Source organism: Flavobacteriales bacterium (assembly GCA_020635855.1).
In the GTDB taxonomy this organism is placed as follows: domain Bacteria; phylum Bacteroidota; class Bacteroidia; order JACJYZ01; family JACJYZ01; genus JACJYZ01.
Window position 1 is genome coordinate 509,942 of the sequence record JACJYZ010000003.1, and the last position, 14,032, is coordinate 523,973.

At 50.0% G+C, this 14,032-nt stretch carries 12 protein-coding genes and 1 tRNA gene; 10 read left to right on the forward strand and 3 right to left on the reverse strand.

Annotated features, from left to right (window positions below):
• The first annotated feature begins 2 nt into the window (after positions 1-2).
• Positions 3-536, forward strand: a complete 534-nt coding sequence (gene rimM, locus H6585_10505; protein MCB9448763.1) for a 16S rRNA processing protein RimM — start codon at positions 3-5, stop codon at positions 534-536.
• Here rimM and H6585_10510 read toward each other — a convergent pair.
• Positions 533-1,864, reverse strand: a complete 1,332-nt coding sequence (locus H6585_10510; protein MCB9448764.1) for a saccharopine dehydrogenase NADP-binding domain-containing protein — start codon at positions 1,862-1,864, stop codon at positions 533-535. The two genes, rimM and H6585_10510, sit on opposite strands and share 4 nt — an antisense overlap.
• Positions 1,865-1,980: 116 nt before the next feature.
• Here H6585_10510 and H6585_10515 point away from each other — a divergent pair, with 116 nt between their 5' ends.
• The 3 genes from H6585_10515 to H6585_10525 all read left to right on the forward strand — a co-directional run bounded on the left by H6585_10515 (position 1,981) and on the right by H6585_10525 (position 4,843).
• The gene (locus H6585_10515; GenBank protein MCB9448765.1) at positions 1,981-2,379 is read left to right on the forward strand and encodes a DUF423 domain-containing protein; all 399 of its coding nucleotides are present in this window, start codon (positions 1,981-1,983) and stop codon (positions 2,377-2,379) included.
• 182 nt (positions 2,380-2,561) lie between these two features.
• Positions 2,562-4,187, forward strand: a complete 1,626-nt coding sequence (pckA, locus tag H6585_10520) for a phosphoenolpyruvate carboxykinase (ATP) (GenBank protein MCB9448766.1) — start codon at positions 2,562-2,564, stop codon at positions 4,185-4,187.
• A 98-nt stretch (positions 4,188-4,285) separates the two neighbouring features.
• Positions 4,286-4,843 (forward strand): DUF1573 domain-containing protein, encoded by a 558-nt coding sequence (locus H6585_10525; protein ID MCB9448767.1) that lies wholly within the window; start codon positions 4,286-4,288, stop codon positions 4,841-4,843.
• 55 nt (positions 4,844-4,898) lie between these two features.
• On the opposite strand, the gene H6585_10530 is transcribed toward H6585_10525, so the two are convergent.
• Positions 4,899-5,474, reverse strand: a complete 576-nt coding sequence (locus H6585_10530; protein MCB9448768.1) for a hypothetical protein — start codon at positions 5,472-5,474, stop codon at positions 4,899-4,901.
• Between the two features lie 133 nt (positions 5,475-5,607).
• Here H6585_10530 and H6585_10535 point away from each other — a divergent pair, with 133 nt between their 5' ends.
• A complete protein-coding gene (locus H6585_10535) occupies positions 5,608-6,420 on the forward strand; it encodes a DUF1573 domain-containing protein (GenBank protein ID MCB9448769.1) in 813 nt (270 codons plus the stop codon).
• Here H6585_10535 and H6585_10540 read toward each other — a convergent pair.
• Complete coding sequence (locus tag H6585_10540) at positions 6,410-9,709, reverse strand: SpoIIE family protein phosphatase (protein ID MCB9448770.1); 3,300 nt, start codon at positions 9,707-9,709, stop codon at positions 6,410-6,412. The two genes, H6585_10535 and H6585_10540, sit on opposite strands and share 11 nt — an antisense overlap.
• 125 nt (positions 9,710-9,834) lie before the next feature.
• Between H6585_10540 and H6585_10545 the strand changes: the two genes are divergently transcribed.
• The 5 genes from H6585_10545 (at position 9,835) to H6585_10565 (ending at position 14,015) form a co-directional block, all read left to right on the forward strand.
• Positions 9,835-9,909: transfer RNA gene (locus H6585_10545), tRNA-Val, on the forward strand.
• A 478-nt stretch (positions 9,910-10,387) separates the two neighbouring features.
• Positions 10,388-11,230, forward strand: coding sequence for a hypothetical protein (locus H6585_10550; GenBank protein MCB9448771.1), 843 nt, complete (start codon positions 10,388-10,390; stop codon positions 11,228-11,230).
• Between the two features lies 1 nt (position 11,231).
• The gene (locus H6585_10555; protein MCB9448772.1) at positions 11,232-12,311 is read left to right on the forward strand and encodes a cytochrome-c peroxidase; all 1,080 of its coding nucleotides are present in this window, start codon (positions 11,232-11,234) and stop codon (positions 12,309-12,311) included.
• A gap of 117 nt (positions 12,312-12,428) precedes the next feature.
• The gene (locus tag H6585_10560; protein ID MCB9448773.1) at positions 12,429-13,073 is read left to right on the forward strand and encodes a DUF4412 domain-containing protein; all 645 of its coding nucleotides are present in this window, start codon (positions 12,429-12,431) and stop codon (positions 13,071-13,073) included.
• Between the two features lie 147 nt (positions 13,074-13,220).
• Positions 13,221-14,015 (forward strand): helix-turn-helix domain-containing protein, encoded by a 795-nt coding sequence (locus H6585_10565; GenBank protein MCB9448774.1) that lies wholly within the window; start codon positions 13,221-13,223, stop codon positions 14,013-14,015.
• The last annotated feature ends 17 nt before the right edge of the window (positions 14,016-14,032 follow it).

Genomic DNA, 14,032 nt, shown 5'->3' on the forward strand with positions numbered 1-14,032 from the left:
TTATGAACGTTAGCGCCTGTTACCTGCTGGGCTACGTTCGAAAAACGCACGGTGCGCAGGGCGAACTCACCCTGAAGCTTGATGCGGATCATCCGGAAATCATACTGAAAGAGGAATCACTGTTCATTCTAAAGGATGGCAGTTTGATTCCTTTTTTTATTGAAGATGCCCGTTTGAGAAGCGCGAATGAAGCGATTGTCAAACTGGATGAAGTAGATGATATTGAAATGGCCGATGCGTTGGTCGGGTCGGAAGTTTTTCTGCCGTTGACAGCGCTTCCCCCGAAAACGGGAAACGGGTTTTACTTTCATGAAATCGTGGGATTTCACCTGTATTTACCGGATGGCACGCTTGTGGGTACTGTCACCGAGGTGCTGGATTACCCCGGTCAGCCCAAACTCCGGATAGATCGGGATGGAACCGAGATCCTTGTTCCGCTGCACCACGACCTGGTGGTTGCACTGAACCGCGAAAGCAGGGTGTTGGTGATGAACCTTCCCGAAGGTTTGCTGGAAGTGTACCTCGGCGGCGATTAATATTCTGTCTCGGTGAACCGGATGCCGAATGATTCAAGTTCTTTCAGTACCGGAACATAGATGTCTTCCGTAGTCGGAATCAGCACACCTCTTTCTTTGACTTTTCCCTGGAGGATAAGTTTGGCGCAGATGCCCAATGGCAACCCGACGGTTTTGGACATAGCTGTATGGATGTTGTCATCACCTTTCACCACCAGGCTGGATGCCAGATACACCTGCTGGCCTTTTTGTTCAAACTCAAACTGGTGTTGCATCACAATCATGTCAATGTCACCTTTGTGCAGGGCCCACTTCTCTTCCAGCAGCGCCTGCAGGTGGCCGGCGGCGGAGGTGTTCTTTCCTTTCAGGGGAATGTGATCGAACAGGCCAAGCCATTCCAGTTTTTCTGTGAGTCCCGGATCTCCCGTAGGATTCAGAAAAGTCATCGCCCGTTCGTGGATGCCTTCATTTTCTGTTGCTGCCGGTAGGTATGCGTCCAGCAAGGAAGTGTAGGTGTGCTTGTCGGCATCTGCGATGATGCAGCTGTCGTCTGTCCATCCCAGTTTTACGAATGCATTCCATCCCTGGCAGAACCCCGGTACCCGCAGCGTGCCGCGGATGATGGTGGGGATGTGGGTGAGCCCGTATGCTTCCCTGTATGAGAGTGAATCCCGGTTGGCGTACCCCTCGAAGAAACCGTGCCCTTCCACTTCCGTCATGGTGGTTTCAGCAAACAGGCGGTTATAGGGAATGTATTTGTAGTGTCCGTTTTCGATGTACTTGGCGGTTCCCTGCCCTGCCATTACCACATTGCGTGGGTTCCAGGTGAACTTGTATCCCCAGGGACTGTCCACGGATTCGGGGTCTACCAGTCCGCCACAGTAACTCCGGAAAGCCGTAATATTCGCGCCTTCATCCCTGAGGCGGTCCAGTACCTGCATGGCAGACATGTGATCGATGCCCGGGTCCAGGCCCGCTTCATTGAGGAAGATAAGGTCTTTGCCGGCAACCTGTTTGTGTTTGGCCTTCATTGCATCGGAGGTGTAAGAAGCGGTCACCAGGTTCCTGCCCATTTCAAGGCAAGTATCCGCAGCCAGTTCGTGCAGGTGGGGAGGAAGAAGGGAGATCACGATGTCTGCTTGCTGAATTTCTTTTGATCTGGATGCAGCGTCGGTGATATCGATGCCCGTGGCATGTGTACGGTGTGCTCCTTCTGTTTTCTGTGCTGCCAGTGATTCCGACATGTCGGCGACCGTGATTTCGGCATCCAGTTCCCCGGAGGCTTGGGCCATATAGCGGATAAGTGTGGAGGCGGATTTGCCCGCACCCAGTATCAGGATGTTTTTCATGATTCGGTTCGGTTTTGGAACGGCACTGGGAGAATTCAGCCGCTAAGCTACCTAAAAAGAATGGTTCAAAGGTTATGGTCACGCTAACCGGAGAACTTGTTTACCTTTGACCTGCCATGCAAAGAAGAACCATATTATGGGCTGCAATCTCAGGAATGGTGGCCGTTATACTGGGTGCGATGGGGGCGCACAAGCTATTGCCTTTAATGGAGGCAGACAAGGCCCATGCCTTTACCACCGGTTCGCTGTACCACCTCGTGCACAGTGTTGTGTTATTGGTTCTCGCTGCCCTCATGACATTGAAGAACAACCGCACCATGCAATGGGCTGTGCGGTTGTTTCAGGCAGGCATGCTGTTGTTCAGTGGTTCCCTTTACCTGATCTCCATCCTATCAATTTTTAACATACACGTTTTCTGGTTGGGGCCTCTAACACCTCTCGGTGGGGTATGCCTGATTGCCGGATGGCTGGTTTTGTTCCTGGCTTTTTTGCCCGGCGAAAGCAAATCCGGCTAAGATCGTACATTTTGTTGCAAAGCCTGTATTTACTGGTGTATCAAGCTGATCGATTAAAAGAATTGATACATACAGCATTAGCGTAGGTTGTGAAGAAAATGTGAACGGAAAATGACTCTCAAAGGCCTGTCAATCCGTAATTTTCGTATAATTTTGTACTTTCTTTAACCAACCTGAGAGTCATGAACGAATTTGGAATTAAGAATCCCAAGGCGTCCGTCAGGGATTTGGGCCTGACCAATGTGGCGGCCGCCTATTGGAATTTACCTCCGGCGGAGCTGGTGGAGGAGACCATCATTCGGGGGGAAGGTGTGCTGGCGGATACCGGTGCGCTTGTCATCGATACTGGTGAGTTTACCGGCAGAAGTCCCAAAGACCGCTACATTGTAGAGGACGACATCACCCGCGAATCTGTGTGGTGGGGAGACATCAACCAACCTTATTCATCCGAAGCATTTGATGTGCTGTACGACAAAGTACTTGCTTACCTGACGGGTAAAGAAGTATATGTTCGTGATGCATATGCATGTGCGGATGAAGCTTACAGGATGAACATCCGGGTATTGACGGAGTTCCCCTGGCAAAATCTTTTTGCGTCCAACCTGTTCCTGCGGCCCGACCGTGAGGAGATCCTGGCATTTGATCCTGAGTGGACCGTGGTAGCGGCCCCGGGTTATTTTGCAGACCCCGCAAAGGACGGCACACGCAATCATAACTTCGCCATTCTGAATTTTACCCGCAAAGTGATTCTGATTGGAGGTACGGCTTATACCGGAGAAATCAAGAAAGGTATTTTCTCCGTGCTGAATTTCATTCTTCCTTACCAGAAAAAAGTGTTGTCCATGCACTGCTCGGCCAACATCGGTGAAAAGGGAGACACTGCAGTTTTCTTCGGACTTTCGGGCACGGGTAAAACCACCCTGTCTGCTGATCCGGTGCGCAACCTGATTGGTGATGATGAGCATGGTTGGGGCGATAAAGGGGTCTTTAATTTCGAAGGCGGTTGTTACGCCAAGTGTATCGATCTGACGGAAGAGAAAGAACCCCAGATCTACCGCGCGATCAAATTCGGCACCTTGTTGGAGAATGTGGAATTCTATCCTGAAACCACCACGGTAGATTATACCAATGTGACAAAGACCCAAAACACCCGTGCCGCCTATCCCATTGATTTTATCGATAACATTGCAGAGCCTTCCGTAGGAGGCATTCCCAAGAACATCTTTTTCCTCACCGCCGATGCATTCGGTGTACTTCCTCCGGTTTCCAAACTAGATCCGGGGCAGGCGATGTATCATTTCATTTCCGGTTATACAGCGAAAGTAGCGGGAACCGAAGTGGGTGTGACCGAGCCTCAGGCTACATTCTCCGCTTGTTTCGGAGCTCCTTTTCTGCCCCTTCATCCCACCTATTATGCCGACATGTTGGGTGAAAAGATGAAAGCGCATGGTGTTCAGGTGTGGCTGATTAATACCGGTTGGACAGGTGGCAATTATGGTGTGGGCGAACGCATCCGCCTTAAATATACCCGTGCCATGATCAATGCGGCGCTGGAAGGTAAACTGGATGCAGTGACATACAAAGCCCATCCGGTATTCGGTCTACAGGTTCCGCAGGAATGCCCCGATGTTCCGGACGAACTGCTGAACCCGCGTGACACGTGGAAAGATCAGTCAGCATATGATAAAATGGCACAGGAGCTTGCTTTGAAGTTCAATAAGAACTTCGAAAAGTATGCCGCCAATGCCAAGCCGGAGATCCTGGCTGCGGCGCCGAAGGCGGATGTGAAAGTGCCCATTACCAGCTGATGCGTGCGAATTGGCTAATTTTAACATATGTGTTCATGCCGGCGAAAGCCAAAATTCATACTTTTGAATCATTGGAAGTAACATAAAACCTCTCAAAAATGAATAACGATCAAATTAAAATCGCACTTCTGGGGGTGATCGCCGCTGCGGTGAGTGTGCAGGTCATCATGCAAATGAACGGTGGTGCCAGTACGGCATCTACCGGCATGAATCCTTCAGCGGTCACTGCGACAACCGCTGCACCCAATCCGTTGCAGATGGATATGAACAACCCGCAGAACGCCATGGCAACTCCGCCGGTACCGGCTGGTCCTTCAACCACCATCAAGTTTGAAGAAGATGCATTCGACTTTGGCAATGTGAAACAACACAGTACCAATGAGCATATCTTCAAATTCAAGAATACGGGTTCGGAGCCTTTGGTGATCAGCAATGCGGTTGGATCTTGCGGATGTACGGTGCCATTGTTCACCAAAGATCCCATTGCACCCGGTGCTACCGGCGAGATCAAGGTGGAGTACAAACCCGGAACGCAGAAGGGAAATCAAACCAAAACCGTTACGGTTACGGCCAATACCGATCCCCCTCAAACCCGTGTGAACATCACTGCATTCGTTCAGGAGGTTCCCGGTGGAGACGCCGAAGCCCATCAGTAGGAAATTTTACGTGAAATATTCAAAGGGTTGTCTGTATTCAGGCAACCCTTTCTTTTTACATCGTACCAGCTTTCCAGATCAGGTAAGCAACAAATGCAAACCTGCCGAAGCGGCTCAGGGAATAGAGCAGGTATCTCAACCAGCCGAAGTTGAAGGCGCCGGAAATGAGGCTCACCGTGGCAAAGGGCACGGGTGTGATCGCGGAAATGATGATCAGTAATCCACCCCAGCGTTCATAGTAATGCACATATTTCCGTGCTTTTTTTGTTCGCAATCGCAGTCTGACATATCGAAGATTACGGATCCACCTGCCCATGCCATATGCAATCATTCCTGAGGCATAGGAGGTGAGCGCCAATGCAACTACGGTTTGCCAATAGGGCATACCCTCATAGGCCAGTCCCCACCCCATAAAGAGTTCCGGTGGAAAAATTCCTACAATGGTTTCGGAGAGGAAAAATATGGAATAGATGAGTAATGGGTTGGCTGTTTTTTCCTTGATCACCGCAAGGTATTCCGCCGGCATCCACTTGTTCCATGCGATGATGGCCACCACCACCAGCGCCATCCATAATGCCGTTCTGCCCAAATTGTTGTAAAGGAAACGTCTGAACTCCGAGTGTACCTTCATCCTTGCAATGTTACAGAAGTTAATCTTTTTAAACGTGCTGAGGTCCTGCCAAATCTTGTTAATTTCGCTTAAGATGATCAATCATCCCGTTACTTCAGACATTTGTCCAGTTAAGATGTTAAACGCAAATTTTATGCAATCAGGTTCAAGAGAGAGCAAGCACGTGATTCGTTCCTTGGCGGTCCTGCTTTTCGCTATCTGTGTTCAGGCTGTGCAGGGACAGGGATTGGTGTTTCCCGAACGGGTTCATGATTTTGGTGACGTCCGTTCGGAGAACAGCGAAGCCGTGAACATGTTTCTTATGATCAATCAAACCGGGGGGAAGGTTGTCATTCGTTCGGTGGAGGCGTCCTGCGGATGCACGGTACCGAAATGGACAAAAGACACTTTGGTTCAGGGAGACACCGCATTCATAGAAGTCAGGTTCAACCCCAAGGATCAAATAGGCAGGTTCCAGAAATCCCTGACGGTTTATACATCCGACGATGAGGTCAACGGACTGGAAATTCGTGGAATCGTGCTTCCGCCAAGAAAGGAAAAGAAACCGCAGAACCCCGGCGAGCCCTACATCCCGCTTTTTGAAAAGTACTATGTGTATGACGACAAAGGTGTGGAGGATCTTGACTTTGGGTTCAAAGAGTTCATGGATGACCTGATCAACGTGATACAAACTGTGGGCACCGCTGAGATTCAGATCGAATCCAGCGCATCTCATGTGCCCACCGATGCGTTTCCATCCAATCAGGCACTGGCCGAGAGTCGTGCGGCGGGTTTGAAGGAGCGGATCGAGTTAAAACTGAAAGCAACCGGCATTTCATTATCTAAAGTGAAATTCAGGGAACCTCAGATTGCCGTGCAGGGGCCTGAGTACAAAAACGATTTCGAGACGAATAAGAAGGTGTACGAAAAGTATCAGTACGTGAAGGCGGAGGTGTTCATACCCTGACTCCGAGGACCAGGATGTCATCCACCTGTTCCGCTTCTCCCCGCCATTCATCAAGGTTGTCTTCCAGCACCGCCCGTTGCTCTTCCATGGGTAACTGGTGTATATCCAGCAACAGGTTCTTGAATCTGCTCGACATGAACTTTTTGTTTTTGTCACCACCGAACTGATCCATGTATCCATCCGAAAAGAGATAGAAGGTATCATTCTCCTGCAGGAAGAGGCGATGATTGGTAAATGGAAGCGATTGTTTGCCCAGGAAAATACCAATCGGGAATTTATCACCTTTGATTTCACGCAGGATCCCATCGCGAATCAGGTACAACGGATTGTAAGCCCCGGCATATTGTAACTCCCTGGTTTTGGTGTTGAGCAGGCAAAGTGTGATATCCATACCATCTTTGGCGCTTTCTTCAAGGGTGGTTTTCTTCAGCGTATTGGTTACTTCGGCGTTCAGTTCATTCAGGATGGCGGCTGCTTCGAAATGTTCGGGTAGCTGGCTAACTACCATGTTCAGCTTGCTGTGTCCCATGATACTCATGAATGCACCGGGTACACCGTGCCCTGTACAATCCACCGCGGCCAGCAATACGGTATCGCCTTTTTGTTCAATCCAGTAGAAGTCACCAGATACAATGTCTTTCGGGCGGTAAAAAACAAAGGCGTCCGGGAGGAGGTTCTTGACCACATTATCGGGGGGGAGGATGGATTCCTGGATCCTCCTTGCATATTTGATGCTGTCGCGGATCTCGTTGTAGGCATATTCCAGTTCGTTTTTCTGGCGGGTAATGGTTTCTGTTCGCTCCCTTACCTTTTCTTCCAATGCGGCTTGGTCGCGTTTAAAGTTGCGGATACGCCACTTCACGATGCCATAGATGAGGAGGATGGCTGCAACGGAGCACAGCATATAGAAATACCATGTTTGCCAGAACGGAGGCAGGATGGTGATTTCCATTTTTACCGGTTCTTCGGTCCAGTACTTGTCTTCATTGCGGGCCATCACCATGAAGGTATAATGCCCGGGTCCGAGGTTGGGGTATACGGCTTCGGTTTTTGAAACGTAGGGCGACCAATCGCGGTCCAGTCCCTCCATCTTATATTGGTAAACAATCTTTTCCGGCACTTTCAGGCTGATGCCGCTGAACTCGATTATAAGGTGGTTCTGATCGTGCGGCAGAGTGATGGAGTAAGGAACGTTGTAAGGGTATTGCAGGCTGTCTGCGTAGATGGAGAGGTCCAATTCTTTGAAGAAAAGCCGGATGTTGGTGATGTGGGTTTTGGGAGGGATCTGGTTGACAATGTCTCCATCCGGGTTGTAGCTTACCAGCACGGATGAACCGAACCACAGTTTGCCGTTGTTGTCACAAAAGGCAGCTCCGGTGTTGCATTCAATGCCGATGAAGCCATCCAGTTTTTGGTAATGGCGAATCTTGCGGATGTTGCCATAGTCGTTGAATGAAATCTTATTGAGGCCATTGTTTGTTCCTGCCCAGAGGTTGCCTTCCTTGTCGAACACCAGTGACATAACGGCATTGTGACTCAATCCGCTTGTTGTATTGATGTGGGTGAAGCCAATGCCATCGAACCTACCTATGCCGTTGTCCTGGGTGGCGATCCATAGCTGGTTCCTGGGGCCTGGGATGAGGTGCATGATGTAGTCGCTGCACAATCCATCGCGCGTGGTGTAGGATGTCCATTCATGGTCGGTAATACGGATAAGCCCTTGACCGTCTGTTCCGAACCAGATGCCACCGTCCTGGTCTTCGGTGATGCAGTTGACATTGTGTTCGAGGCCATCTTCTTCACCGAAGATTTGGAAGGTTTTGCCATTGAAGCATGCGGCTTGTCCATTGTCCAATCCGCTCCATACACGGTCTTTTGAGTCTACGAAAACCACGAAGACGGCATCCCCGGGCAGGCCGTCTTTTTTGGTATAGTTCCTGAATTTCTTTCCGTCGAAGCACACCAGTCCATTGCTCGTTGCGATCCACAGGTTACCGCGACTATCCTTGTCTATGGACCATGCATTTTCGGAGGGGAAACCGTTTTCCTTGTTGTAATAACTAAAGCGTTTGCCGTCGTAGACAGAAATTCCTTGTCCGTATGTGCCGAACCACATTCTGCCCTGGTTGTCTTGTTCGATGCCGAAAACGATTTTGCTTGAAAGGCCTGACTCATTGTCGAAATAGGTAAAAGCGAAGTTGGGGTACTTGATGATTCCCGCGCCATTGGTGCCCAGCCAGAATGTGCCCTGGCTGTCCCAAAGCGCACATTGTGAGGGATGATCTATGAATGACTTGTCGGGGGCATATAGCGTGAACTTACCGTTGTGATATGCCGCTGCTCCCAGGCGTTTGTATGTGAAAACAATGTTGCCGTTTATGTCAGTGAGCATCACATCCGGATGCCGGAAAGGCAAGCCATCTTCTTCCGAAAACACCCTGAAGTCATTTCCATCGTATCGCACCACGTGATCGCGTGTCAATATCCAAATGAGTCCGTCATGGTCCGCAGTAAGATCGGTGACGTTGGCTACAAGCGGGTTCGATTGAAGATCAGTGCGGATGCGCACATCATTCATGTTGTCACCGTACTGGATCACGCGCAGTCCGTGCCGGGTTTCAATCCAGTAGTTGCCTTTATAATCCTGCGCGATGTTGCGGATGGTATCCTGGAATACTTTTCCATCGATGAGGAGGGGGCGGCAAAATTTATGGTTGTAGATGCTGGCGCCAGGTGCGTCGAGGGAGTAAAAGATCAGCTGGCCTTTGTTGTCCTTGAAGATGCGGTCGATGTCTTCGAAGTGGAGGCCTTCGTCAGCTGTAAGCATCTTTTCAACCCCTTTTTCCGCCGACAGCATACACACGCCTTTTTCGGTGGCCACCCAGATATGACCGGTGCTATCCGTCGTCATATCGGAGATGGCGTTTGAGGGCAACCCGCTGTCTATGTTCAGGGTGGTAAATTCACGGCCGTCAAAGTAACTGATGCCTGCTTCGTGTTCCGACATGAACCATACGTTGCGGTCGGCGTCTTCCAGCATTTTGATGATGGAATTGTTTTGCAGGCCTTCCTTGTCGGTGAACACCTGGAAGTGAAGTCCGTCAAAACGGTTTACGCCTCCTCCGTTGGTGGCAACCCAAAGATAGCCCTGACTGTCTTCCAGCATGCACTGCACCTGGGATTGCGAGAGTCCCTCTTCGTTGGAGTAGCGTTGGAAATGATACTTTTGTGCATGGGCAATGAGGTTGCCTGCAATGAATATCGCGCACAAAATGAATTTCCTGATCACTGCTTGAAGACTATAATAATGCCCGTTTGCCGTTTACAACGATAAGTTGCCACCTTGTACGAAAAAATACCGGTAGGGTTATTCGGACCGGAATTCAGAAAAACTTCTTTATTTTTGGCCATTTAGGGCTGTTAGCTCAGTTGGTTCAGAGCATTACCTTGACAGGGTAGGGGTCACTGGTTCGAATCCAGTACAGCCCACAAACAAAAAGCCCCACGCGTTAGCGTGGGGCTTTTTCGTGACGGCCGCGAACGCAAATCCCATTTGCGCGAGCAGCCGTCACGAAAAAGGCCACCGTTTGAGGTGGCATTTTTGTTTGGGTACAAGGGCGCCGGGAGCTGGATCACGGAGTAATCCAAAGGCGAGCAGCCGTCACGAAAAAGGCCACCGGATGAGGTGGCATTTTTGTTTGGGTACAAGGGCGCCGGGAGCTGGATCACGGAGTAATCCAAAGGCGAGCAGCCGTCACGAAAAAGGCCACCGTTTGAGGTGGCATTTTTGTTTGGGTACGAGGGCACAGGGTCTTGGATCACGAAGTAGTCCATCTCATGTATAAACATTTCCACAACTTCCGTGACCTCTGTCGTTGCGGTTATCCAACGAAATACTTACCATTGTATATAGCAAGCGCATCCCCAGGCTTGAGGTAAACGAGTTGTATCCCTAAAAACCCGAATCATGAAGAAGATTGTATTGGCAGTGATGGCAGGACTTATGCTCACCGCTGTGGGCTGTGGCAAAAAAGGATGCATTGATCCCAATGCGGTTAATTATGATGAAGATGCCACCAAGGATGATGGTACCTGTGTGTATCCCGAGGAGGAGGATCACATCCACATCACCCTCAAATTCGTGCACACGGTGGATGGAACACCGCTTGAATTCGATACGCTGAAGTATACCAACGCGGCAGGTAACCAGTACAAGGTGAGCCGGCTGAACTACTTTGTTTCCAAGGTGATGTTCAGCGGAGCGGCAGCAGATGTGCTTGCGGATACCATGCATTATGTGGATGGGCAGGATTCCACTACGATGCTCTGGCATGTGGATGCCCACATGGAGAAGGGGAGCTATACCGGCATATCCTTCATCTTCGGCATGGATTCGCTCATGAACCATTCCACCGTATTCAACAACCTGCCTGAATCCAACATGGCTTGGCCCGATCCGATGGGCAACAACAATGGCAACATGACCGATGACGGTTCCCACTACATGAAGATAGAGGGTAAATTTCTTGACTCGGCCAGTGTGCTGAGCAACTTCAATACGCACACAGGTCCCTCTATGGGCAAGCAGTATTTCGTGCAGGTGTCGTTGCCTTCGTCTTCGTTCACGGCGGGCGACAAGGACCTGACCATCGAAATCAAAATGGATATCAACAAGTGGTATACCAGTCCGAACGACTTTGATTTTAATACCTACGGCGATGCCATCATGATGAACATGGCCGCCCAGATGGCATTGAAGCAAAACGGAGCGGATGTATTCTCCATTGGTTCCATTACCGAAACACCTTGATATGAAGCGTTGGGTTACACTGGCATCGTTGGTGCTTGTGGCCTTTCTCTCCCGAAGCTGCAAGAAGGAAAGTCCGCCTGAGGAGACAGACAATGACATCACTGTGGTCTCCACCCCGGAAGTGGGTACACCCTACGAACTGAAGGTGCCACCCGGCTTTCCCACACTTGAGATCCCTGCAGACAACCCGATGACGCTTGAAGGTGTGGCGTTGGGGCGGAAGCTCTTTTATGACCCCATCCTCTCCGGTGACAGTACGCAATCGTGTTCAAGTTGTCATTCACAGAAGTTTGCATTTTCTGATAATGGGAAGCAATTCAGCGAGGGAATAGATGGAAAAAAGGGGGCCCGCAACGCCCCAGCCATCATCAATGCGGCATGGCTGCCTTCTTTGTTCTGGGACGGGCGTGCGGAGACGGTGGAAGACCAGGCGCTGCAGCCGGTGCCCAATCCCATCGAGATGCACCTGGATTGGCTGGATGCCGAGAAGAAACTGAATGCATCATCCGATTACAAAAATCTTTTCCAGCAGGCCTTCGGTACCCGCGTTATCACATCTGACCTGGTGGTGAAGGCCATTGCTCAGTTCGAACGCACGATCATTTCGGCCAACTCCAAATTCGATAAAGTATATGAGAACAAGGAGTTTTTTTCGGATGAGGAATTGGAGGGCTATACCATCTTCTTTACGGAAAAAGGAGATTGTTTCCATTGCCATGGAGGCCGTCAGCTGACCGACCAGCAGTTTCATAACAACGGCCTTGACAGCGTGTTTACTGATCGCGGATTGATGGAAGTGACGGGGAATGCCACCGACCTGGGCAGGTTCAAGACACCCACCCTGCGCAACATCGCGTACACCGCACCTTATATGCATGACGGTCGTTTTGCCACACTGGAAGAGGTGGTGGATTTTTACAGCGAACACGTGGTACCTTCTGCCACCATCGACCCGTTGATGAAAAAAGTGAACCAGGGTGGCCTGCATCTGACCGCCCTGGAAAAGGAATACCTGATCGCATTTTTGAATTCCTTTTCAGACCCGTATTTCCTGATCAATTCGGCATACGGCCCTCCCTGATTGGGAATGGATTTCAACACTAATTTGTTGGCAATAAAATCATTATGATCGTGGCATTTGTTTTGTATTCTTAGACAAAAAAGAGTTATTTTGTCCAACCTTTGAAAACCCACGATTATGAAGCATCATGCAAAATATCTGGCCGCAGTGGCCGCCCTCTTTTTCGGAACTGTTGGCGCTAGCATGGCCGATGGCTTCGAAGGGACAATTGAGTTTGTGAAAATGACGCAGACAGACACATCCAACTATGTGTACTACGTGAAAGGCGACCACATTCGGATCGAAAACACAGTACGGGGTGAAGTAAAAGGTGTGATGTTGGTGGATCTGGGTGAGAAGTCATTGCTGGCCCTCAGCCCGGAAAGAAAGCTTTACATGGATGTGAACAATTCGCCCCTCAATCCGGGTGATAAGAACAACTATGAAGTGATGAAGACCGGTAACAAAAAGACCATCCAGGGTTTTGAGTGTGAGCAGGTGCGTGTACGTAACAAGTCACAGAATACAGAAGTGACTTACTGGTTGGCATCCGGTGGTTTCCAGTTTTTTCCCAGTTTGATCAATACGGTGAACCGTAAAGAAAATACCTCCATATACTATTTGGTGATAGATGGGTTTGAAGACGCTTTCCCATTCCTCACAGTTGAGAATTCGCTGTTGAGGGAAGAAAGAACACGTATGGAGGTGACAAAAATCACCAAGAAGTCTATTGATGACAAGCTTTTCAATGTGCCTGACGGTTACGTCAAGTTCGAGAAGTAGTTGTTAAAGGTTTTTGGTGGACATATGCTAGCCCCGGTTGGAAACAACCGGGGTTTTTTTTTGGAGGTTGAAAAAGTATTTGGTAGATTCGACGGAAAATCTGTCATTCCCATGATGAAAAAGTCGTCAATTGAAAGCGGGCATCCCATTTATTTAGGTACCAACCTCCAGTTGCTCCGGCAACGCCGTGGTCTATCTCAAGAAGAGATGGCTACAACGCTCGGCATCAAGCGTGCTTCTTTGAGCGGGTATGAGCTGGGGCATACGCAGCCTAACCTGGATGTGTTGGCTACCCTGGCAGATTTTTTTTCGATGCCCCTTGACCCATTGATCCGTTTGGATCTTTCGGCGATCCCCGGGTCTCAGCTCGAGGCGTTTGAAAAGGGTCTTTCGTTTGACGCAGACGGCAAACGTCTGCGGGTGTTGCTGACCACTGTGGATCCTTCCGGAGATGAAAACATCGAGTTGGTTCCCCAGGAAGCCAGTGCCGGTTACACCCGCGGCTATGCCGATCCGGACTACATCAAGGTGTTGCCTACTTTTCGGTTGCCGTTTCTGCCAAGGGAGAAAAAGTACCGGACCTTTCCCATCAAGGGCGATTCCATGCCGCCTGTGCAGGAAGGTTCATGGGTAACCGGATCGTATGTGCAGAACTGGCACCAGATCAAAGACGGAGAGCCTTGTATCCTGGTCACACGCGATGAGGGCATTGTGTTCAAGCTGGTTGCCAACCGCCTTTCCGAAGACGGCACCTTTCTGCTTTCATCCACCAACCCGGCGTATGAACCGTATCGCATCAAGGCCACGGAGGTGGTCGAGGTGTGGCGCTTCGTGAACTACATCAGCCCTGAATTGCCGGAAGCGAACCTGTCAAGAGACCAGCTGGCACAGGCGGTGATGGATCTTCAGCGGGAAGTGGCTGAGATCCGAAGCCGGGTTTAGAGCCTGTCTATTCTTTC